The sequence below is a fragment of the Kitasatospora sp. CB01950 genome (assembly GCF_001905465.1).
GTDB lineage: Bacteria > Actinomycetota > Actinomycetes > Streptomycetales > Streptomycetaceae > Kitasatospora.
In genome coordinates this window covers 322,741-342,620 of sequence record NZ_LISX01000005.1, presented here as the reverse complement: position 1 = coordinate 342,620, position 19,880 = coordinate 322,741, and the positions used below count along the sequence as shown (strand labels likewise).

Genomic DNA, 19,880 nt, shown 5'->3' with positions numbered 1-19,880 from the left:
TGCGTCGACCGATCGGATGACGTCGGTATCAGCCGGAAGGCTCGCGGGGACTGGCCGGTTCGACGACGAATCGGGCCCGGGAACGGGGCAAATATGGAGGTGAGAGGTTCGTCGGAGGCATTCGTCGGGCCCACTGTTCGGCCCGGTCCGACCTCGCCTGTGCCGAGGGCTGCCCGTGCCGTACCTGCCGTCCCTTCAGGAGGAGGACTGTGATGACGACCGCAATCGACCAACGCCTGCTCGGCGCTGCGCACGTGGGCGACCTCGCTGCCGCCAGGGCCGCCCTGGCGGCCGGCGCCAATCTGGAGGCGCGCGATCCACAGGGGCGGACGGCGCTGCTGGCGGCCGCGCTCGCCGACCAGGTGGCCGTCGCCGAGTTCCTGGTCGCGGCCGGCGCGGACCCGGACGCACAGGACCACCGGGAGGACAGCCCGTGGCTGGTCACCGGCGTCACCGGCAGCGTCGCCATGATGCGGGCGCTGCTGGTCGCCGGGCCGGATTTCGGGCTGACCAACCGGTTCGGCGGGGTGAGCCTGATACCTGCGGCCGAGCGTGGCCATGTCGCGTACGTGCAGGCGGTGTTGGAGGAGACCGACCTCGACGTCGACCACGTGAACCGACTGGGCTGGACGGCTCTGCTGGAGGCCGTGATCCTCGGCGACGGCGGCCGCCCGCACATCGAAATCGTCCGCCTGCTGCTCGCTGCGGGCGCCGACCCGCAGCTCGCCGACGGCGACGGCAGGACGGCGCTCCAGCATGCCGAGCGCCGCGGTTTCAACGGCATCGCCGCCCTGCTGCGAGCCGCCGCATCCGACGCGTGGAAGGGAGACGCCTCATGAACGTCCGCCGGTGATGTACCGCGCGCCGGTTGGCGACGATCCTCGGGTCGCCTCGGCCTCCGACGGTCCCGCCGCAGCTCGATATTCCCGGTCGGCCGGTCGGCCGGTCGGCCGGTCGGCCGGTCAGCCGCGGGGCAGCGTGGTGAGGGTCTGGCAGAGGGCGTCCAGGGCGGCGGGGAAGGCGTGGTCGGGCGGGGTGCCGTAGCCGATCACCAGGCCGTCGCGCGGCGGCATGGTGCTGTCGGGGTGGCGGTAGGGGCGCAGCCCCTCCAGGGCCAGGCCCAGGCGGCGGGCGGTGCCGAGCGCCAACGGCTCGGTGTTCTCGGGGAGTTCGAGTACCGCGTGCAGCCCGGCGGCGATGCCGCTGACCCGGATGTCCGGAGCCCGGTCGGCCAGGGTGCGGACCATCAGGTCGCGGCGGCGGCGGTAGTGGCGGCGCATCCGGCGCAGGTGGCGGTCGTAGGCGTCGTGGGCGAGGAAGTCGGCCAGGGTGAGTTGGTCGATCACCCCGGAGGTCAGTTCGCGGGAGCCCTTGGCCGCGAGCACCGGGTCGACCAGCTCGGCGGGCAGCACCATCCAGCCGAGCCGCAGCGCGGGGGAGAGGCTCTTGCTGGTGGAGCCGAGGTAGACGACGCGGTCCGGGTCGAGCCCCTGGACGGCGCCGATCGGCTGGCGGTCGTAGCGGAACTCGCCGTCGTAGTCGTCCTCCAGCAGCAGCCCGCCGTGCGTGCGGGCCCAGTCGACGGCCAGGGCGCGGCGTTCGGCGTGCAGCGGGCCGCCGGTGGGGAACTGGTGGGCGGGCGTGAGCAGGGCGGCCCGCGCGTCGGTGGCGGCCAGTTCGGCGGTGCGGGCCCCGGCCCGGTCGACGGTCAGCGGGACGGTCCGGCGGCCGGCCTCCGTCAGCAGGCCGCGGTGGAAGGCCAGGCCGTACGCCTCGACGGCGACGGGTCCGTCCAGGATGCCGCCCAGCAGCCGCAGGGCGTGGGCGAATCCGGCGCACACCACGATCCGGTCCGGTTCGGTGCGGACGCCGCGGGCGCGGGCCAGGTACTCGGCCAGCGCGGTGCGCAGTTCGGGCCGGCCGCGCGGGTCGCCGACGCCGAAGGCGTCGTTGGGGGCGGCGGAGACGGCCCGGCGGACGGACGTCAGCCAGTCGGAACGCGGGAACGCGGAGGCATCGGGAGAGGAGGGCGCCAGGTCGTGGACGACCGGCCGCGCGGCCGTCGGGCGGGTGGGGGCGTCCCGGCCGGAGGGCGCCGGTGCGGCCCGGTGGGCGACCCGGGTGCCGGACCCCTGGCGGGCCGACAGCCGGCCCTCGGCGACGAGTTCGGCGTACGCGTCGGCCACCGTGTTGCGGGCGATGTCCAGGTCGCGGGCGAGGCTGCGGTACGGAGGCAGGCGGGTGCCGGGGGCGAGCCGCCCGGAGTCGACGGCCTCGCGCAACGCCCGCATCAGCTGGGCGCGCCGACTGCCGCCGCCGGACAGCTCCAGGAACAGGTCGGTGCCGAGCGGCCCGGCGGGCGTCTCGACGGGTGTCTCGACGGGTGCCTCGGCGAGTGGCTCGGCGGGCGTCTCGGCGGCGGGGGGTGTCGGCGTCTCGGCCGTCCCGGGGGCGTCGGCCGGCGGATTGACCCATGGTTCTGGCATGGGAATGCACCCTATCCCGGGTCGATCGGGCTTCTAGGGTTGAGGCATGACAACGCATCAGGTCCCGCAGCGCATGAACTTCTCCGCCGTCGCCCCGAAGGTTTTCAAGGCCGTCCTGGCTCTCGACGCCGCCGCCCGCGAGGGGCTGGACCCCGAACTGCTGGAGCTGGTGCAGATCCGGGTCGCGCAGGTCAACAAGTGCGCCTACTGCATCGGTTACCACACCGTGGACGCCCGGAAGGCCGGGGAGAGCGAGGAGCGGATCTACCAGCTGACGGCGTGGGAGGAGTCCAGCCTCTTCACCGCCAAGGAGCGGGCGGCGCTGGCCCTCGCGGAGGCGGTGACGCTGCTGCCCTCCGGCGTCTCGGACGAGGTGTACGCGGAGGCGGCGAAGTACTTCGAGGAGCAGGAACTGGCCCAGCTGATCGCCCTGGTGTTCACGGCCAACGCGTGGAACCGGATGAACGTCACCATCCGCAAGACGCCCGGCACGCTCTGACCGGAGCGGCCCCGGCCGCCCGGGCCGCCGAGGCCGGGGCGGGGCGCCTCGGGGGTCGGTGGGCGGCGGCCGGGCCCGGTTAGGGTGAGGGGATGCTCATGCCCGCCGACCTGCCCACACCACTGACGGTGGTCGATGATCCGGAGCTCGCCGCTGCGGGGGTCGAGTTGCGGTTGAAGCGGGACGACCTGGCGCATCCGACGGTCCCGGGCAACAAGTGGCGCAAGCTCGCGCCGAACCTGGAGCGGGCGGTCGCGGAGGGCTGCGGGGCGCTGCTCACCTACGGCGGGGCGTACTCCACGCACGTGCGGGCGGTGGCCGCGGCGGCGCGGGCGCTCGGGTTGGCGAGCGTCGGGGTGATCCGTGGGGCCGAGTTGGCGGGGATGCCGCGGAACTGGTCGCTGGCCCGGGCCGAACGGGACGGCATGGCGCTGGAGTTCGTCGAACGTTCCGTCTACCGGGAGGTCGCCTCCGGGCGGCAGGAGCGTCGGGCGGGGCACTTCGTCCTGCCCGAGGGCGGGTCGAACGCGGAGGCGGTGCGCGGCGCCGCGGTGGTCGCCGAGGAGTTGGCGGCGCAACTGCCGGGCCTGGGCGCGGGAGACGTGGTGTGCTGCCCGGTCGGCACCGGGGGAACGTTGGCGGGGATCGCCGCGGGCCTGCCGCCGGGTGCACAGGCGCTCGGGGTGGCGGTGCTGCGCGGCGAGGGCTACCTGGAGCGTGAGGTGGCGGCGCTGCAACTGGCCGGGTACGGGCGGGAGTTCGGCAACTGGCGAGTGGTGCACGGTTGGCACGGCGGCGGGTACGGGCGGGTGCCGCAGGAGTTGGAGCGGTTCGCCGCGCGGTTCGAGAGCCGGCACGGGGTGCCGGTGGAGCGGCGGTACGTGGCGAAGGCGCTGTCCGCGGTGTACGACCTGGCCCGGGCGGGCGAGTTGACGGACCGTCGGGTCACCCTCGTGGTGACGGGCCTTCCGGATCCGGTCGCGGAGACGGTGTGACCCCCGCCCGCGCCGCCGGGGGCGGCGTGCGGGCGAGGGTCGAGGGGCCGGTCAGCCGAAGCTGAGGTCGCTGCAGAGATCGCTGTCGGCGGCGCGGGTGTTGCCCGTGATGCCGTCCGGGATCGCGGACGGGATGGCGCCGGGGGAGGACCCGGGGTCGGGAGTGTCGGCGCCGACGCGGTCCTGGCCGAGGGTCAGGGTGAGGGCGCTGCCGCCGGAGGCGGCGCGGAGTTCCGCACCGGGGTAGAGCTGGGCGAGGCGTTCGGCGGCGGGACGCAGATCGGGCGCGTACTCGATCAGCGTGGTGGACCGGGCGGGGGAGTTCCCGCCGACGGTGATGTCGCGGTAGCCGTTGCCGCGCAGCGCGAGTTCGGTGCGTCCGGCCAGCCCGCCGGACTTCGCGGCGTTGTGGATCACGATCGACACGTCCGTGTTCCCGGCGCCGGGGCTGCTGCCGGCGGACGGGCCGGTCGAGGCGTCGGGAGACGCGCTCGCGGAGGCGCCGGCCGAGGAGTCCGCGGACGGGTCGCCCGAGGACCCGGCGGAAGGGCGCGCGGGGTCGTCGGTGAGGTGGCCGTCCAGGGTGCGGTCCTGGCGGAGCAGGTTCCACAGGATGCTCGCGTCGGGCTGCACGATCGCGACCCGGGCGCCCTGGAAGCGCCAGGGCAGGGTGACGAACTGGATGTCGCCGAGCTTGATGTTCTGCAGCGACTGGGCGAACTCGGCGAGCTTGTACGGCGATCCGAGGTCCGGGTCGACGGTGAGCGACTTGGTGGCGGCGTCGGTCAGCGGCAGCAGCGTGGTCAGGTCGAAGCCGTCCTTCTGCACCTTGCTGATCAGCGAGGACATGAACGCCTGCTGACGGCGCATCCGGCCGATGTCGGAGCTGTCGCCGAGGCCGTGCCGGGCCCGGACGTAGTCGACGGCCTGCTGTCCGGCGACGGTCTGCCGCCCCTTGGTCAGGTGGATGCCGTAGGAGTCGACGTCGTTGGGGACGCACACGTCCACGCCGCCGACGGCCTGGGTGATGGAGGCGAAGCCCTTGAAGTCGACGACCAGGGTGTGGTCCACCCGCAGGCCGGTCAGTTCCTCCACGGTGTTCTGCGTGCAGGCGGGGTTGCCGTTCTCGAACTCGCCGATGGTGAAGGCCGAGTTGAACATCTGGTTGGTCCGGGCGGTGGTCCAGCGGCCGTCCGCGAGGCGGCACGGCGGGATGGTGACCAGGGTGTCCCGGGGGATCGACACGCCGACGGCGTGTTTGTGATCGGCGTAGACGTGCAGCAGGATCGCGGTGTCGGAGTGCCCGACCCCCACGTCGCCGCCGCCGAGGTCGTCGTTGCCGCCGCTGCGGGTGTCGGAGCCGAGCAGCAGCACGTTGACGGGGCGTCCGCCGGTCGGTGCGGGCGGTGCGACCGGCGGGCGGCTGGTGGCGATGCCCTCCGGGGCGAAGGTCGTGATGTTGTGGTCGAGCCGCTGGTAGTACCAGGCGCCGAGTCCGGCGGCGACGACCACCAGCACGGCGGTGGTCGCCCCGAGGCCCTGGGCTATTCGGCGGGCTCTTCGCCGGCGGGGCTTGGCCGCGGCGGGGCTCTGGGTGGCGTCGGTCATCGGTCCGGCATCTCTCTGCGCGCAACGGGAACTGGTGCCCGAGGGCAGGCACTTGCCGCCCCCGCGACACTGCGGAGGGGGCGTTCGTCACCACTTAGACGGTGCGGCGACGGGAATGGTTACACGCGAACCATCATTTACGAGAGATTTTTCGACCCTCGAACCGGGGTACCTCCGAACCGCCTGGTGGCAGCTCCGGAGGGTGGTCCGACAAGGGGTCAGGCGGGGGTCGAGGAGTCGAGCATCCGCCGCAGCAGGTCCCGCAGTTGGGCCCGTTCGGCGGCGTCCAGCGCGGCCAGCGGCTCGCGGGCGAAGTTCAGCGATTCGCGGAGCTCGGTGGAGGCGGACAGCCCCGAGTCGGTGGCGGCCACCAGCTTCACCCGGCGGTCCTGCGGGTCTGCCTCGCGGGTGACGAAGCCGCGACCCTCCAGCCGGTCGACGATGCCGGTGACGTTGGACGGCTCGCAGGAGAGGGTCTGTGCGATGTGCCGCATCGGCATCGGCCCGCGCCGCAGCAGGGCCAGCACCTTGGCCTGCGCGCCGGTCAGCGAGCGGGCGGCGGCGGCCTCCTCGTACTCACGGTGGAACAGCCCGACCAGGCGTGCCATGAGGTCGACGACCTCCACGGTGATCGGGTCGGCGGTCGGGACGGGTGCCTGCTCCATGACCTGCTCCTTCCGCTCCTGCTCCATGGCACCGAGTCTAGCTGAACAGTTGACAACATGAACCTTTCATCCGCAGGATTACTTGAGTTGCTGAATGTTTCAGGTTGATAAGGAGTGTGTGATGACAGAGCAGGACCTTCCCGCCACCGGCCGTGAGTGGCACCTGGCCGCCCGTCCGCAGGGCTGGCCCGACCCCGCCGACTTCGCCCTGGTCGAGGCCCCTGTCCGGCAGCCCGGACCGGGCGAGATCACTGTGCGCAACGCCTACCTGTCCGTGGACCCGTACATGCGCGGCAGGATGAACGATGTGCCGTCGTACGTCCCGCCGTTCGCGCTCGGGGCCGCGATGGACGGTGGCGCGGTCGGGCACGTGGTCGCCAGCAACACCGAGGGCTTCCGGGTCGGCGACGCCGTGCTGCACGGGCTCGGCTGGCGCGAGTACGCCACCCTGGACGCCGCGCACGCCGTCAAGGTGGACCCGGAACTCGCCCCGCTCTCCGCCTACTTGGGCGTGCTCGGCATGCCGGGCCTGACCGCGTACGCCGGCCTGCTGGAGGTCGCCTCGTTCCGGGCCGGCGACACCGTGTTCGTCTCCGGCGCGGCGGGGGCGGTCGGTTCGCTGGTCGGCCAGATCGCCCGGCTCAAGGGTGCGAAGCGGGTCATCGGCTCGGCCGGCTCGGCGGAGAAGGTCGCCACCCTGGTCGACGACTACGGGTTCGACGCCGCCTTCAACTACAAGGACGGCCCGGTCGCCGAGCTGCTCGCCCCGCTCGCGCCCGACGGCATCGACGTCTACTTCGACAACGTCGGCGGCGAGCACCTGGAGGCCGCGATCGGCGCCCTGCGGGTGCACGGCCGGGCCACGCTGTGCGGCGCCATCGCCCAGTACAACGACATCGACGCCCCCGCCGGGCCGCGCAACCTGGCGCTGGCCATCGGAAAGCGGCTGCGCCTGCAGGGCATGCTGGTCGGCGACCACAGTGCGCTGCGCGGGCAGTTCCTGGAGGAGGTCGGCGGCTGGCTGCGGGACGGCTCGCTGCGGTACGACGAGACGGTGGTCGAGGGCGTGGAGAACACCGCGGAGGCCTTCATCGGCATGCTGCGCGGCGCCAACATCGGAAAGATGGTCGTGCAGATCTGATCCGACAAGCAGTCGACCTGACGGTGCGTCACTTGGCCCTCCGTCAACACGCCCCCACCGGTAGCGCGATCCGGTGGGGGCGCGCGGTTAGGGCCGTTCGGGGGAGGTGGGCGCTGTGGGGGTAGACCTCCCGGGGGAACCGACTAGCATGGAGTGAAAGCTTGTCCGTTTTGCTCGATTTGATGACCTAATGTCGAATAAGTTGAGCGTCACGGGGTAGCCACTGGTCAGTACCTACCGGCGACGGCGCGAGGCAGCTGGGGAAGGCGACCCTCGTCCACAGCCAGGAGGTCCCGGTGACGACACGTGGTGTGCTCTACATCCACTCCGCGCCACGCGCGCTGTGCCCGCACGTCGAGTGGGCGGTGGCGGGCGTTCTCGGCGTGCGGGTCAACCTCGACTGGATCCGGCAGCCCGCCGCGCCCGGCCACTGGCGGTCCGAACTCTCCTGGCAGGGAGAGGCCGGTACCGCCTCCAAACTCGCCTCCGCGCTGCGCGGCCGGCAGTTGATGCGCTACGAGGTGACCGGCGAGCCCAGCGCCACGGCCGAGGGCGAACGGTACTCCTCCACGCCCAGCCTCGGCATCTTCCACGCCGTCACCGGCATCCACGGCGACATCCTGATCCCCGAGGACCGACTGCGGGCCGTGCTGCTGCGCTCCCGCAGCGAGGGCAGCGACCTGGAGGCGGAGATCGGCCGGCTGCTCGGCAAGCCCTGGGACGACGAGTTGGAGCCGTTCCGGTACGCGGGCGAGGGCGCGCCGGTCAGGTGGCTGCACCAGGTGGTGTGATGCGGACGCGACCGGCCCGGCACTCGAAGCGAGTGCCGGGTCGGTCGCGCGGTCGTTCGCGCGTGGCTGTCAGGCGGTTCAGACGGTGCGGAAGGCCAGCACCACGTTGTGGCCGCCGAAGCCGAAGGAGTTGTTGAGGGCGGCGACGCGACCCTCGACCGGGAGCTTGCGGGGCTCGTCGCGGACGATGTCGGCGTCGATGTCGTCGTCCAGCTCGACCACGTTGACGGTCGGCGGGGCGATCCGGTGGTACAGGGCCAGGACGGTGGCGACCGTCTCGATGCCGCCGGCGCCGCCGAGCAGGTGGCCGGTCATCGACTTGGTGGCGGAGATCGCCACGTGCTCCAGGTGGTCGCCGAGTTCGCGACGCAGCGCCTTGATCTCCGCGGTGTCACCCTGCGGGGTGGAGGTGGCGTGCGCGTTGACGTGCACCACCTCGGACTTGTCGAGGTCGTTGCGGTCGAACAGGTCGGCGATGGCGCGGGCCACGCCGGCGCCGGTGGGCTCCGGCTGGGCGATGTGGTGGGCGTCCGAGGACAGGCCCTGGCCGACCGCCTCGCAGTACACGCGGGCGCCGCGGGCAGCCGCGTGCTCGGCGGACTCCAGCACGACCACGCCGGCGCCCTCGCCGAGGACGAAGCCGTCACGGGCCTTGTCGTACGGACGGGAGGCGTGCTCGGGGTCGTCGTTGTTCTTGGACATCGCCATCATGTTGGAGAAGGCGACGAGGGGCAGCGGGTGGACCGCCGCCTCGGTGCCGCCGGCCACCACGATGTCGGCGCGGCCGTTGCGGATCATCTCGATCGCGTAGCCGATCGCCTCGGCACCGGAGGCGCAGGCGGAGACGGGGGTGTGCACGCCGGCCCGGGCGCCGACCTCCAGGCCGACGTTGGCGGCCGGGGAGTTGGGCATCAGCATCGGGACGGTGTGCGGGGAGACCTTGCGGACGCCCTGCTCCTTGAGCACGTCGTACTGGTCGAGCAGGGTGGTGACGCCGCCGATGCCGGAGGCGATGACCGCGCCCAGGCGCTCGGGGACGAGCTCGTTGGAGTCGCCGGTGGCCGGGCCCTCGAAGCCCGCGTCCTTCCAGGCCTCGCGGGCGGCGATCAGCGCGAACTGGGCCGAGCGGTCCAGCTTGCGGGCCAACGGGCGGGGCAGGATCTCGGACGGCTCGACGGCGACCCGGGCGGCGATCCGGACCGGCAGGTCGGCGGCCCACTCCTCGGTGAGCGCGCGGACCCCGGACTTGCCGGCCAGCAGGCCCTCCCAGAAGGTGGCGGCGTCGCCGCCCAGCGGCGTGAAGGCGCCGATACCCGTGACGACCACGGTGCGATGTTCAGCAGTCACTGGTTTCTTCTTCTTTCACGTTGAGCGGAGGGCCGGACGGGCCGGGGGGAAAGGGGGACGGTCGGGGCGCGACGGGCGCGCCCCGACCGGCAGCCTGACGACTGGTCAGACGTTGGCGACGATGAAGTTCACCGCGTCGCCGACGGTCTTCAGGTTCTTGACCTCGTCGTCCGGGATCTTCGCGCCGAAGCGCTCCTCGGCGGCGACGACGACCTCGACCATGGACAGCGAGTCGACGTCCAGGTCGTCGGTGAAGGACTTGTCGAGCTCGACGTCCTCGACCGGAATGCCGGCGATCTCGTTCACGATCTCGGCGAGACCTTCGAGAACCTCGGTCTGGGTAGCCATATCGGCTGCTCCTCTTCGGTGGTGACGGCGGACGGTCCGGCGGACCGCCGCGGGTTTCATGTGGTGCGGAGAAAAACGCCTAGGGGAGAGTAACGACTGCTGCGGCGTAGACCAGACCGGCCCCGAAGCCGATGATCAGCGCGAGATCGCCGCTCTTGGCCTCGCCGCGCTCCAGCATCCGCTCCATGGCGAGCGGAATGGAGGCGGCGGAGGTGTTGCCGGTCTCGACGATGTCGCGCGCCACCGGGACCTCGGCGGGCAGCTTCAGCGTCTTGATCATGGCGTCGATGATGCGCATGTTGGCCTGGTGCGGGATGAACGCGCCGAGCTGGTCGGCGGTGATCCCGGCGGCGTCCAGCGCCTGCTGGGCGACCTTCGCCATGTCGTACACCGCCCAGCGGAAGACCGTCTGGCCCTCCATCCGCAGCGCGGGCCACTTGGTCTCCTCGCCCGCGCCGTTGACGGCGTCGGGCTTGGCGAAGGCGGTGTCCCAGGCCTTGGTCTGCGAGATGACGTCGGACTGCGAGCCGTCCGCGCCCCAGATCACCTTGCCGATGCCGGGGGTGTCGGACGGGCCGACGATCGCGGCGCCCGCGCCGTCGCCGAAGATGAACGCGGTCGAGCGGTCCGACTTGTCGGTCAGGTCGGAGAGCCGCTCCACGCCGATCACCAGCACGTACTCGGCGGAGCCGCCGCGCACCATGCCGTCGGCCAGGCTCAGGCCGTAGCCGAAGCCCGCGCAGGCGGCGGAGATGTCGAACGCGGGGGCGGTGCCGCAGCCGAGCCGCTGGGCGATCTCGGTGGCGATCGCCGGGGTCTGCTTCAGGTGCGAGACGGTGGCGACGATGACGCCGCCGATCTGCTCCGGAGCGATCCCGGACATCGCGACGGCCCGGGTGGCCGCCCGCACCGACATCTCGGCGACGGTCTCCTCCGGACCGGCCCAGCGGCGCTCCGCGATGCCGGACCGGGAGCGGATCCACTCGTCCGAGGAGTCGATCCAGTTCAGCACCTCCGAGTTCGGGATCACCCGGGTCGGGCGGTAGCCGCCGACACCGAGGATGCGCGAGAACTGGGCGCCGGTGGCCGGCTTGATGGTGGCACTCATGCGGACTTCTCCTGGCTGCCGTGCTCGGCCACGAGCTCGCGGGCCCGGTCGAGATCGGCGGGGGACTTCAAGGCCAGCGTGGCGACGCCCTTGACGTTCCGCTTGACCAGGTTGGTGAGGGTTCCGGCGGGGGACAGCTCGATCACGGCGGTCGCGCCCAGCTGCTGCAGGGTCTCCATGCACAGGTCCCAGCGGACCGGGTTGGACACCTGCGCGACCAGACGGGCCAGCACCTCGGCGCCGTCGCCGACCACCTCGCCGTCCTTGTTGGACACGTACGCGACCGACGGGTTCGCCGTGGTCAGCGTCGGCGCCAGCTTCTCCAGCCGGGCCACGCCCGGGGCCATGTGCTCGGTGTGGAACGCGCCCGCGACCTTCAGCGGGATCAGGCGCGCGCCGGCCGGCGGGTCCGCCTTCAGCGCGGCGAGCTGCTCCAGCGTGCCGGCCGCGACGATCTGGCCGCCGCCGTTGTTGTTCGCCGGGGTGACGCCGTGCTCGGCGAGCTTCGCGGCGACCACCTCCGGGTCACCGCCGAGCACCGCCGTCATGCCGGTCGCGGTGGCCGCGGCGGCCTCCGCCATGCCGAGGCTGCGCTCGCGGACGAAGGCCAGCGCGTCCTGCTCGGACAGCACCCCGGCCAGCGCGGCGACGGTGATCTCGCCCACGCTGTGGCCGGCCACCGCGCCGACGGACGCGGACACGCCCTGCGGCAGCAGCGCCTGAGCGGTCACCAGACCGGCGGCCACCAGCAGCGGCTGGGCGACGGCGGTGTCCTTGATCTCCTCCTCGGAGGCCTCGGTTCCGGCGCGCACCAGATCGAGGCCGGCCACCTCCGACCACTGGCGCAGCCGGTCGGCGACGCCGTCCAGTTCGAGCCAGGGGTTGAGGAAGCCGGGAGTCTGGGCACCCTGTCCAGGGGCGACGATAACGAGCACGGTTCAACCCTCTCTCGCCGGACGCCGTGGGGCGGGTAGGCGACGATGACGAAGAAAAGCACGTCGGATTGTGGATTCCCTACAGTTCGATCAGCCCTGATCAGGACCGGAACCGAGACGCCCCAGGGCAAGGGCGATGCGCAGGGTGAATGCCGAACGGACGTCCGACGGAGCATAGCCGGTGACGTCAGTCACACGACGTAGCCGGTAGCGGACGGTGTTCGGGTGGACGAAGAGCATCCGGGCCGCGCCTTCCAGGGAGGACGCCTGCTCCAGATAGACACTCAGCGTCTCCAGGAGTGCCGAACCGGCCTCCTCCAGAGGTGTGTAGATCTCCTCCACCAGCTGACGGCGCGCCACTTCGTCGCCCGCCAGCGCGCGTTCCGGCAGCAGGTCGTCGGCGAGCACCGGGCGGGGCGCGTCCGGCCACGCGGCGCACGCCTTCAGGCCCTGCGCCGCCGCGTGCGCCGAGCGCGTCGCCGACAGCAGGTCGCCGACCGTCGGACCGACCACCACCGGGCCCGGCGCGAACTGACCGATGAGCGCCCGTGCGGCGTGCACGGGCTCCTTGTCGCCGCCGACCACCACCACCAGGCGGCGGCCCAGCACACCCGTCAGCACATGCAGCTTGGCGTACCGGGCGGCGCGGCGGATGGCCTCCACCACCAGCTCGCTGTCGCCGTCCGGGGCGCTGCCCATCACCACCCGCACCTGGCTCGGCTGACCCCAGCCCAGCGCCGCCGCCCGGGACAGCACGCCCTCGTCGGCGTCACCGGACAGCAGCGAGTTGACGACCAGCGCCTCCAGCCGGGCGTCCCACGCGCCGCGGGCCTCCGCGGCCTGCGCGTACACCTGGGCGGTGGCGAAGGCGATCTCCCGGGCGTACACGAGCACCGACTCGCGCATGCCCGCCTCGTCGCCGGGCGCGGCCACCTCCTCGATGGCCTCCTCCATCACCTCGATCGTGGTGCGGATCAGCTCCACCGTCTGCCGCAGCGTGATCGCCCGGGTCAACTCCCGGGGCGCGGTCCCGAACACATCGGTGGAGATCGCCTGCGGCGCCTCCGGATGCCGGTACCACTCGGTGAACGCCGCGATGCCCGCCTGCGCGACCAGGCCGATCCACGACCGGTGCTCCGGCGGCATCCGCCGGTACCAGGCCAGCTGGTCGTCCATCCGGGCGATCGCCGCGGACGCCAGCTTGCCCGCCGACTTCTCCAGCCGCTTGAGCGTCGCCGCCCGCAACTCGGCGCGATCGGCGGCGAGTCGGCGCTCCTCGGCGGTCATCCGGCCGCGACCGGGCACCGCGGCGGCGCGGGCCGGCTGCGCCGCACGTTTCGCGGGCTTCTTCTCCGGGCCCCGGTCGGCGGACCGCTCCGGGGAGGGGGGCTCGCCGGATGTCCGGTCGGATGCTTTGTCGGGTTTCGCTGAAGCGGATGGCACGGCACTAGCCTGCCTCACGCGGACGGGTGCTCGTGCACACCCCGCGCCGAGAAGGCCGGTGGCACCCGTCACACCGGCTACCGTAATGCCCGTGAGCGTGGATTCCTCGGCCCGGGACGGGCAGCCCTCTGACAGCTCCGAACCCGCGTCCGGGGGCGGACGGAAGGAACGCGGGCGCGCCGACCTGCGCCGCAGCGCCGAGCGTTACCTGTCGGAACCCGCCGAAGGCATCACCACCCGGCACGCGTTCTCCTTCGCCGGGCACTACGACCCGAAGAACACCTCGTTCGGGGCACTCCTCGCCTGCAACGAGGAGAAGCTCGCACCCGGCGCCGGGTACGAGGCGCACCGGCACACCGACACCGAGATCGTCACCTGGGTGACCGGCGGGGCGCTCGCCCACCGCGACGACGCGGGGCACGCGAGCGTGGTGCGGCCCGGGATGGTCCAGGTGCAGTCGGCGGGGGCGGGCATCACGCATACGGAGCGCAACCTCGGCGGGGCTTCGGAGGCTGTGACGTTTCTTCAGATGTGGCTCCAGCCCGACGAGTTCGGGGGTGCGCCCGGGTTCGGGCTGCGGGCCGTGCCGGTGGCGGACGGGCTGACGTTGCTGGCTTCGGGGCGGGAGTCGGACGAGGCGCTGCTCCTGCGGCGGGCGGACGCGGCACTGTGGCTGGTCCGGGCCGGGGCGTGGGCTCCGCTGCCGGAGCTGCCGGCTGCGCCGTTCCGCTACGTGCACGTGGTGGCCGGCTCGGTCGGCTACCGGACTGTCCCGGGGCCGCAGGGGGGTGGGCGCTCGGCGGGCGCGGGGGACGCGATTCGGATCACGGGGGACGCGTTCGCGGACCCGACGGCGGGGGAGGACGGGGTGGAGTTGCTGCTCTGGGAGATGCACACCCCGCTGCAATTCGGCTAGCGGGCGCGAGAACAGGGGCGCGGGGAACTGACGCGACAAGCGCAAGGTCCGTCCGCAAGGTCGCGATCACGTGCAGGTCATTGTCCTGCGTCGCGATCTTGCGGACGTGGCGCGTTCCCCTCCGCGCAGTTCCCCGCGCCCCTGGTTGCGCTCTCCCTGGTTTCGCACCCGCTACATCTCGGCGAGGACCGCGTCGGAGAGCTGGGGCCAGGCCTCCGCTGCCCAGGGGCCGAAGTCGCGGTCGGTGAGGGCGAGGCAGGCGAGGCCGGCGGTGGGGTCGACCCAGAGGAAGGTGCCGGACTGGCCGAAGTGGCCGAAGGTGGCGGGGGAGTTGGCGGTGCCGGTCCAGTGGGGGGTCTTGTGGCTGCGGATCTCGAAGCCGAGGCCCCAGTCGTTGGGGCGGCGGTGGCCGAAGCCGGGGAGGACGCCGTTGAGGCCGGGGAAGGCGACTTCGCGGGTCGCGGCGTGGAGGGTGCCGGGGTCGAGGAGCTTGGGGGACTGGAGCTCGGCGGCGAAGCGGGCGAGGTCGGCGGCGGTGGAGAGGCCGCCCGCGCCGGCAGGTGCACGGTGGGCGGTGTTGATGAGGGAGGCGTGCATGCCGAGGGGCTGGAGGACGGCCTCGGCCACGTACTGGGCGAACGGGATGCCGGAGGCGTGTTCCAGGGTGGTGGCGAGGACGTCGAAGCCGGCGTTGGAGTAGAGGCGGCGGTTGCCGGGGGCGGCCATCACGCGGTGCTCGTCGAAGGCGAGGCCGGAGGTGTGGGCCAGCAGGTGGCGGACGGTGGAGCCCTCGGGGCCGGCCGGGTCGTCGAGTTCGAAGACGCCTTCCTCGACGGCGATCAGCGCGGCGTAGGAGCTGATCAGCTTGGTGATGGAGGCGAGCGGGAACAGGTGGTCCTGCGGCCCGTGCGTGCCGAGCAGGGCGCCGTCGCTCCGTACGACCGCCGCCGCGGCGTTCGGTACCGGCCAGTTGTCGATCGTGCGCAAGCTCTGCATGGGGCGCACTCTAAACGACGGGTGCGGAGATCCGGTGTGCCAGGCTTGCTTGGAGTGCGCTCCAACTGAGTAGCGTCGGAGTCGTCGTCGCCGAGACCGGGGGTCAAGTTCCAGATGGCAGCGTCAATCCAGCGTGGTTCTCAACTGTCGCCGTGCGAGCGGGCGTTCGGTGCGCCGCTCGCGGTGCCGGACCGGACGCCGCGGCACGGGATCAGTGAGGTGTCCGCGATCAGCGGGCTGTCGGCGCACACACTGCGCTGGTACGAGCGGATCGGCCTGCTGGACCCGGTGGACCGCTCGCACGCGGGGCAGCGCCGGTACAGCGACGCGGACCTGGCCCGGCTGGCGTTCCTGACCAAGCTCCGGCTGACCGGGATGCCGGTGGCCGACATGGTCCGGTACATCGAGCTGGTGCGGGACGGGGACGCCACCCGGGCGGCGCGCCGGCAGCTGCTGGTGGACCACCGGGCGGAGGTCCGGCAGCGCCTCGCGGACCTGCATGCCACGCTCGCCGTGATCGATCGGAAGATCGACCTGTACGGCGAGCAGGAGGAGGCGGCCGCGGCCGGTGCGGACGGCGACGAGACGAATGGGACAACGGGGTACCACCCGATCGAGGACAGGAAGAGCGCATGAGCAGCATCGAGACCACTCGGCTCGGCAGCAACGGCCCCGTCGTGGGCGTGCAGGGCCTGGGCTGCATGGGGATGAGCGAGTTCTACGGCCCGACCGACACCGAGGAGGCGCTGGCCACCCTCGGCCGGGCGCTGGAGCTCGGGGTGACCCTGTTCGACACCGCCGACATCTACGGCTCGGGCGCCAACGAGGAGCTGATCGGCCCGTTCGTCCGGGCGCACCGCGACCAGGTGGTGCTGGCCACCAAGTTCGCGATCGAGCGGCGCGCGGACGACCCGTCCTACCGGGGCGTGAACAACGACCCGGCGTACATCCGGCAGGCGGTGGACGCCTCGCTGCGCCGGCTCGGGGTGGACGAGATCGACCTGTACTACATGCACCGGCGCAACCCCGAGGTGCCGCTGGCCGAGTCGGTCGGGGCGATGGCGGAGCTGGTCGCGGCCGGCAAGGTGAAGCACCTGGGCCTGTCCGAGGTGACCGGCCCGGAGCTGCGGGAGGCGTACGCGGTGCACCCGATCGCGGCGCTGCAGTCCGAGTGGTCGCTGTTCTCCCGCGGTCCGGAGCGCAGCGCGGTGCCGGTGGCGGCGGAGCTGGGTGTGGCGCTGGTGCCGTACTCGCCGCTCGGCCGGGGCTTCCTGACCGGGGCGTTCGCCGACGCCGGGAAGCTCGGCGCGGACGACTTCCGGCGCCACCTGCCGCAGTTCACCGGCGAGAACGCGGCCGGGAACGCGGAGCTGGTCGAGCCGATCCGGAAGATCGCCGCGGAGCGCGGGGCGGCGGCCGCGCAGGTCGCGCTGGCCTGGGTGCAGCAGCGGGCCGAGGTGCACGGCCTGGCGGTGGTGCCGATCCCGGGCACCCGCAAGCGCAGCCGGCTGGAGGAGAACGCCGCGGCCACCGCGCTGAAGCTGACCGCCGAGGAGCTGGCCGAGCTGGACCTGATCGGCGGCCGGGTGCAGGGCTCCCGCTACGCCGACATGAGCAACACCTCGGACGCCCGCGAGGTCTGACGGACCGTCAGTTCGTCCAGGGCGACGGGTGGGTGACGTCGTCGTAGTGGCCGAGGGCGATCGCCGCGAAGTTGTGCCGGCTGGCGGTGCCCTCGGCCAGGTAGCCGTTGTGGCCGCTGGCGCCCGCCGAGGAGACGGTCGTCGCACCGAACGCCTGGGTGGTCGGGTCGGAGCCGTGGCCGAGGCCGCCGACCTCCAGGTACGGCACGTTGCCGATCCAGTCGCCCGGGTTGCGGGCCGCCCATACCTGGACGCCGGTGCCGAGCTCGGCGGCCGAGCCGACGCCCATCCCGGGGCTGCCGAACGCCACCAGGTCGATCGGCTGCCCGGCGTGCAGGGTCGGGGCGGCGGTGCCGCACACCACCGAGCCGTACGAGTGGCACAGCAGCGCGGGCGGCGCCTCCGGGTGGCTGGTCTGCCGCAGCCCGCCGAGCAGGCGCTCCAGGCGCGGCGCGGCGGCCTCGGCGAGCCGGGAGGTGGCCGCGTCCGGGCCGAGGCCCTGCGGGGTGACGTAGCCGGTCCAGGCGACCACCGCGGTGCGGGTGCCGGGCGACTGGGCGTGTTCCTCGGCGAGCAGGGCGCGGGCCATGCCGGCGGGGGAGCGCAGCGGCTCGCCGGACTGGTCGAAGTGGCCGAGGTCGGCGTCCGAACCGGGCACCAGGACGGCCACCCGCCGGGCGGCGGCCAGGTCGCCGTACACCTCGGTGACCAGGCCGCGGCCGCGCGGGTCGAAGGCGAGGATCTGTCGGCCGGGGGCCAGCAGCGCCTCGGAGTCGTGGGCGCGGGAGACGGCCAGCGCCCGGGCGGTCGGGTCCAGGGCGCGGTCGTCGGCGCGCTGCCGGGCCCGGTCGCGTTCGGCGGCGATCGCCTCCCGGTTGGCCCGGTACCGGACGGCCAGCGGCGCACCGTCCAAGTTGCCGACCACCAGCGGGTATTCGAGGATCAGCCGGTCGATCTCGGGGCCCGTCAGCGAGGCGAAGAAGGCGGCGACGGCGGCCGGGTCGGCGGTGGCGGGATCCGGCAGGGCCTTGCCGAAGGAACCGTCGGCGACCCAGGCGGCGCTGCCGGCCGGCGGGGTGGTGATCGCCAGCTGTTCGCCGGCCGCGGTGGCCTGGGCGACCGCGGCCCCGGCGTCCACCAGGGCGGCGCAGCCGGCGAACACACCGATAAGAATTCGCTTGACCCGCCTGCGGTGCATGGCGTCCACTCCCTCGGGCCGGTACATCGCAGCGGGCCGGGCCCGGTGGTGCTACGACTGCCAACTACTAGTCAGCCAGACTAGAGGGCGGCAGACGCGCCGGGCAGGGGCCAAACAGTGTTCCGCGTCACATTCCCTCGGACGCTACCCCTGGTACCCGTCCCGGACCCGCTTCGGCGCGACCGAACGCCAGGCCTCGGCGAGCAGTTCACGCAGCTCCTCCGGCTCCACCCGGGCGAGTCGGACCCGCACCCAGCCGAACCGGCCGGTGTACGGCGCCACCGAGTACACCTCGGGCGCGGCGGCGATCAGTTCGGCCTGCTCGGGCACCGTCGCCTTCACCGAGACCTGCCCGGAATCCGGGTGCCCCATCGCGAAGATCTTCCGACCCACCCGGAAGGTCTGCTGCTCCCAGGTGGTCTCCTGGTGCGCCTGCGGCAGCTCCAGGGCCAGCGTGGTCAGTTCGTCGAAGGTCGCCATGGCGGTCAGGGTAGGTCCCGGCACCGACAGGCGGCGGGTGATCGGTCGTCAGGCGATTGACGTGGCGTCAGACCGCGCCGAGCGCGTACACCGCGAACAGCGCGGCGCCCGCCGTCGCCGCCGCCCGCCAGGCCCGGGACGGCCACGGGGCGTCGAAGCGACGGGCCCAGCGGCCGATCAGCGCCAGCACCACGGCGAACACCGGCAGCCAGGCCAGCCGGCCCAGCGCCCACAGGCCGGAGTCGGGGGCGGTGGTCAGGCCCGGCACCTCGCCCAGTCGCGAACCGGCCAGCGCGGTCAGGAACATCGCGGTCTGGTGCCAGCAGAAGATCGTCATCGCGCCAAGGTTGACCACCACCACCGGCAGCCACAGCAGCGGCCGGCGCAGCGCCCGGCCCAGCCGGTCCTTCAGCAGCATCGCCGCACCGCCCTGCACCGAGGCCAGCGCCAGCACCAGCAGGGACGGCGGGTGCGAGTTGGTGCGGGCCGCGCCCGGCACGCCGACCATGCTCGCCGGGTAGTGGAAGACCAGGAGCAGCACCGCGAACAGCACCGCACCGCCGACGGCCGTCAGCCACGCCCCGGCCCGGGAGATCCGGCCGTGCGCCCAGTCCACGCCCAGCTGGTAGGCGAACAGCCAGCCCGGCAGCAGGTTCAGCAGGCTCAGCCAGCCCGGCATCGACGCGCCCCACGGGCCGTAGCGCAGCAGGTCCACCGCCGCGACGGCCGCCAGCAGCCCGGCCGAGGCCCACCCCTTCGTCCGCGCGCCGAACGTGACGCAGAGCGGGGTGAGCGCGGTCAGCACCAGGTACATCGCGATGTACCAGAGCGGCTGCACCATCAGCACCGCGCCCGTGCGCACTGTGTCGGCCGGCACCCCGAGCATCCGGAGCACCGGGATCAGCGCCGCCCACACCGCGGCCACCCCCAGCACCGGCCGGGCCAGCCGTAGCACCCGGCCGCGCAGCCACGTCGTGGCGCTCACCCCGCGCTCGGCCGACCGGCGCCAGGAGAGCGCCGACGCCCGGCCGCCGACCAGGAAGAACACCCCCAGCATCTGCAGCAGCCAGCTCAGCGGCGCCATGAACGACAGTGCCGCCAGCGGGCTGGCGTTGTGCAGCACGCCGTCGGAGAGGGTGAATCCGCCGAGCATCCAGTGCCCCAGCGGCACCGAGAGCAGCGCGACGGCACGCAGCGCGTCCAGCGCGCGGTCGCGGGTGGCGGGGGTCTTCGCGTCGACGGTCGCCGCGGCGCGACGGACGGAAACAGGCAGCATCGGAC

General features: G+C 73.0%; 20 protein-coding genes. 8 read left to right on the top strand and 12 right to left on the bottom strand.

From position 1 onward, the window contains the following. The first annotated feature begins 212 nt into the window (after positions 1 to 212). Entirely contained in the window at positions 213 to 839 is a 627-nt protein-coding gene (locus AMK19_RS38075) for an ankyrin repeat domain-containing protein (RefSeq protein ID WP_073812214.1), read from the top strand. 123 nt (positions 840 to 962) lie between these two features. Here the strand turns inward: AMK19_RS38075 and pdxR are convergent, their stop codons facing one another. Further along, positions 963 to 2,486 carry a MocR-like pyridoxine biosynthesis transcription factor PdxR gene (gene pdxR, locus AMK19_RS16050; protein WP_083646878.1) on the bottom strand — a complete coding sequence of 508 codons (1,524 nt, stop codon included), beginning with the start codon at positions 2,484 to 2,486 and terminating at the stop codon, positions 963 to 965. A gap of 46 nt (positions 2,487 to 2,532) precedes the next feature. Here pdxR and AMK19_RS16045 point away from each other — a divergent pair, with 46 nt between their 5' ends. Both AMK19_RS16045 and AMK19_RS16040 read left to right on the top strand, forming a co-directional pair. After that, the gene (locus tag AMK19_RS16045; protein WP_241844427.1) at positions 2,533 to 2,985 is read left to right on the top strand and encodes a carboxymuconolactone decarboxylase family protein; all 453 of its coding nucleotides are present in this window, start codon (positions 2,533 to 2,535) and stop codon (positions 2,983 to 2,985) included. A 92-nt stretch (positions 2,986 to 3,077) separates the two neighbouring features. Then, complete coding sequence (locus AMK19_RS16040; protein ID WP_073812211.1) at positions 3,078 to 3,980, top strand: 1-aminocyclopropane-1-carboxylate deaminase/D-cysteine desulfhydrase; 903 nt, start codon at positions 3,078 to 3,080, stop codon at positions 3,978 to 3,980. 51 nt (positions 3,981 to 4,031) lie between these two features. Here the strand turns inward: AMK19_RS16040 and AMK19_RS16035 are convergent, their stop codons facing one another. Further along, complete coding sequence (locus AMK19_RS16035; protein WP_073812209.1) at positions 4,032 to 5,588, bottom strand: LCP family protein; 1,557 nt, start codon at positions 5,586 to 5,588, stop codon at positions 4,032 to 4,034. Positions 5,589 to 5,806: 218 nt separating this feature from the next. Then, entirely contained in the window at positions 5,807 to 6,280 is a 474-nt protein-coding gene (locus tag AMK19_RS16030) for a MarR family winged helix-turn-helix transcriptional regulator (protein ID WP_083646876.1), read from the bottom strand. A 94-nt stretch (positions 6,281 to 6,374) separates the two neighbouring features. Between AMK19_RS16030 and AMK19_RS16025 the strand changes: the two genes are divergently transcribed. Both AMK19_RS16025 and AMK19_RS16020 read left to right on the top strand, forming a co-directional pair. Further along, a complete protein-coding gene (locus tag AMK19_RS16025) occupies positions 6,375 to 7,394 on the top strand; it encodes an NADP-dependent oxidoreductase (protein ID WP_073812207.1) in 1,020 nt (339 codons plus the stop codon). A 296-nt stretch (positions 7,395 to 7,690) separates the two neighbouring features. Then, positions 7,691 to 8,185, top strand: a complete 495-nt coding sequence (locus tag AMK19_RS16020; RefSeq protein ID WP_073812206.1) for a DUF3145 domain-containing protein — start codon at positions 7,691 to 7,693, stop codon at positions 8,183 to 8,185. 78 nt (positions 8,186 to 8,263) lie between these two features. Here the strand turns inward: AMK19_RS16020 and fabF are convergent, their stop codons facing one another. The 5 genes from fabF to AMK19_RS15995 all read right to left on the bottom strand — a co-directional run bounded on the left by fabF (position 8,264) and on the right by AMK19_RS15995 (position 13,210). Further along, on the bottom strand, positions 8,264 to 9,532 hold the full coding sequence (gene fabF / locus AMK19_RS16015; protein ID WP_073812204.1) for a beta-ketoacyl-ACP synthase II: 1,269 nt from the start codon (positions 9,530 to 9,532) through the stop codon (positions 8,264 to 8,266). A 105-nt stretch (positions 9,533 to 9,637) separates the two neighbouring features. Further along, the gene (locus tag AMK19_RS16010; protein WP_073812203.1) at positions 9,638 to 9,880 is read right to left on the bottom strand and encodes an acyl carrier protein; all 243 of its coding nucleotides are present in this window, start codon (positions 9,878 to 9,880) and stop codon (positions 9,638 to 9,640) included. 79 nt (positions 9,881 to 9,959) lie between these two features. Beyond that, entirely contained in the window at positions 9,960 to 10,988 is a 1,029-nt protein-coding gene (locus AMK19_RS16005; RefSeq protein WP_073812201.1) for a beta-ketoacyl-ACP synthase III, read from the bottom strand. Beyond that, positions 10,985 to 11,923, bottom strand: coding sequence for an ACP S-malonyltransferase (locus AMK19_RS16000; protein WP_073812200.1), 939 nt, complete (start codon positions 11,921 to 11,923; stop codon positions 10,985 to 10,987). The genes AMK19_RS16005 and AMK19_RS16000 overlap by 4 nt, the downstream gene beginning before the upstream one ends. A 90-nt stretch (positions 11,924 to 12,013) precedes the next feature. Further along, complete coding sequence (locus tag AMK19_RS15995; protein WP_043913828.1) at positions 12,014 to 13,210, bottom strand: PucR family transcriptional regulator; 1,197 nt, start codon at positions 13,208 to 13,210, stop codon at positions 12,014 to 12,016. A gap of 247 nt (positions 13,211 to 13,457) precedes the next feature. Between AMK19_RS15995 and AMK19_RS15990 the strand changes: the two genes are divergently transcribed. Continuing rightward, entirely contained in the window at positions 13,458 to 14,282 is an 825-nt protein-coding gene (locus AMK19_RS15990) for a pirin family protein (RefSeq protein WP_241844426.1), read from the top strand. A gap of 171 nt (positions 14,283 to 14,453) precedes the next feature. On the opposite strand, the gene AMK19_RS15985 is transcribed toward AMK19_RS15990, so the two are convergent. Beyond that, positions 14,454 to 15,278: a serine hydrolase domain-containing protein gene (locus AMK19_RS15985; protein WP_073812198.1), complete on the bottom strand. Its 825-nt coding sequence runs from the start codon at positions 15,276 to 15,278 to the stop codon at positions 14,454 to 14,456. A gap of 114 nt (positions 15,279 to 15,392) precedes the next feature. Between AMK19_RS15985 and AMK19_RS15980 the strand changes: the two genes are divergently transcribed. Then, on the top strand, positions 15,393 to 15,914 hold the full coding sequence (locus AMK19_RS15980) for a MerR family transcriptional regulator (RefSeq protein ID WP_083646873.1): 522 nt from the start codon (positions 15,393 to 15,395) through the stop codon (positions 15,912 to 15,914). Beyond that, positions 15,911 to 16,921 (top strand): aldo/keto reductase, encoded by a 1,011-nt coding sequence (locus tag AMK19_RS15975; RefSeq protein WP_073812195.1) that lies wholly within the window; start codon positions 15,911 to 15,913, stop codon positions 16,919 to 16,921. The genes AMK19_RS15980 and AMK19_RS15975 overlap by 4 nt, the downstream gene beginning before the upstream one ends. Before the next feature lie 7 nt (positions 16,922 to 16,928). Here the strand turns inward: AMK19_RS15975 and AMK19_RS15970 are convergent, their stop codons facing one another. The 3 genes from AMK19_RS15970 to AMK19_RS15960 all read right to left on the bottom strand — a co-directional run bounded on the left by AMK19_RS15970 (position 16,929) and on the right by AMK19_RS15960 (position 19,875). Further along, the gene (locus tag AMK19_RS15970) at positions 16,929 to 18,119 is read right to left on the bottom strand and encodes an alpha/beta hydrolase (RefSeq protein WP_073812194.1); all 1,191 of its coding nucleotides are present in this window, start codon (positions 18,117 to 18,119) and stop codon (positions 16,929 to 16,931) included. 144 nt (positions 18,120 to 18,263) lie between these two features. Beyond that, positions 18,264 to 18,599, bottom strand: coding sequence for an MmcQ/YjbR family DNA-binding protein (locus tag AMK19_RS15965; RefSeq protein WP_073812192.1), 336 nt, complete (start codon positions 18,597 to 18,599; stop codon positions 18,264 to 18,266). A gap of 67 nt (positions 18,600 to 18,666) precedes the next feature. Beyond that, entirely contained in the window at positions 18,667 to 19,875 is a 1,209-nt protein-coding gene (locus AMK19_RS15960) for an acyltransferase family protein (RefSeq protein WP_073812191.1), read from the bottom strand. Positions 19,876 to 19,880: the final 5 nt, after the last annotated feature.

Coding starts and splice junctions, on each gene's coding strand:
- AMK19_RS38075 (WP_073812214.1), top strand. CDS start 213: ATGACGACCGCAATCGACCAACGCCTGCTCGGCGCTGCGCACGTGGGC.
- pdxR (WP_083646878.1), bottom strand. CDS start 2,486: ATGCCAGAACCATGGGTCAATCCGCCGGCCGACGCCCCCGGGACGGCC.
- AMK19_RS16045 (WP_241844427.1), top strand. CDS start 2,533: ATGACAACGCATCAGGTCCCGCAGCGCATGAACTTCTCCGCCGTCGCC.
- AMK19_RS16040 (WP_073812211.1), top strand. CDS start 3,078: ATGCTCATGCCCGCCGACCTGCCCACACCACTGACGGTGGTCGATGAT.
- AMK19_RS16035 (WP_073812209.1), bottom strand. CDS start 5,588: ATGACCGACGCCACCCAGAGCCCCGCCGCGGCCAAGCCCCGCCGGCGA.
- AMK19_RS16030 (WP_083646876.1), bottom strand. CDS start 6,280: ATGGAGCAGGAGCGGAAGGAGCAGGTCATGGAGCAGGCACCCGTCCCG.
- AMK19_RS16025 (WP_073812207.1), top strand. CDS start 6,375: ATGACAGAGCAGGACCTTCCCGCCACCGGCCGTGAGTGGCACCTGGCC.
- AMK19_RS16010 (WP_073812203.1), bottom strand. CDS start 9,880: ATGGCTACCCAGACCGAGGTTCTCGAAGGTCTCGCCGAGATCGTGAAC.
- AMK19_RS16005 (WP_073812201.1), bottom strand. CDS start 10,988: ATGAGTGCCACCATCAAGCCGGCCACCGGCGCCCAGTTCTCGCGCATC.
- AMK19_RS15995 (WP_043913828.1), bottom strand. CDS start 13,210: ATGACCGCCGAGGAGCGCCGACTCGCCGCCGATCGCGCCGAGTTGCGG.
- AMK19_RS15985 (WP_073812198.1), bottom strand. CDS start 15,278: ATGCAGAGCTTGCGCACGATCGACAACTGGCCGGTACCGAACGCCGCG.
- AMK19_RS15980 (WP_083646873.1), top strand. CDS start 15,393: ATGGCAGCGTCAATCCAGCGTGGTTCTCAACTGTCGCCGTGCGAGCGG.
- AMK19_RS15975 (WP_073812195.1), top strand. CDS start 15,911: ATGAGCAGCATCGAGACCACTCGGCTCGGCAGCAACGGCCCCGTCGTG.
- AMK19_RS15970 (WP_073812194.1), bottom strand. CDS start 18,119: ATGCACCGCAGGCGGGTCAAGCGAATTCTTATCGGTGTGTTCGCCGGC.
- AMK19_RS15965 (WP_073812192.1), bottom strand. CDS start 18,599: ATGGCGACCTTCGACGAACTGACCACGCTGGCCCTGGAGCTGCCGCAG.
- AMK19_RS15960 (WP_073812191.1), bottom strand. CDS start 19,875: ATGCTGCCTGTTTCCGTCCGTCGCGCCGCGGCGACCGTCGACGCGAAG.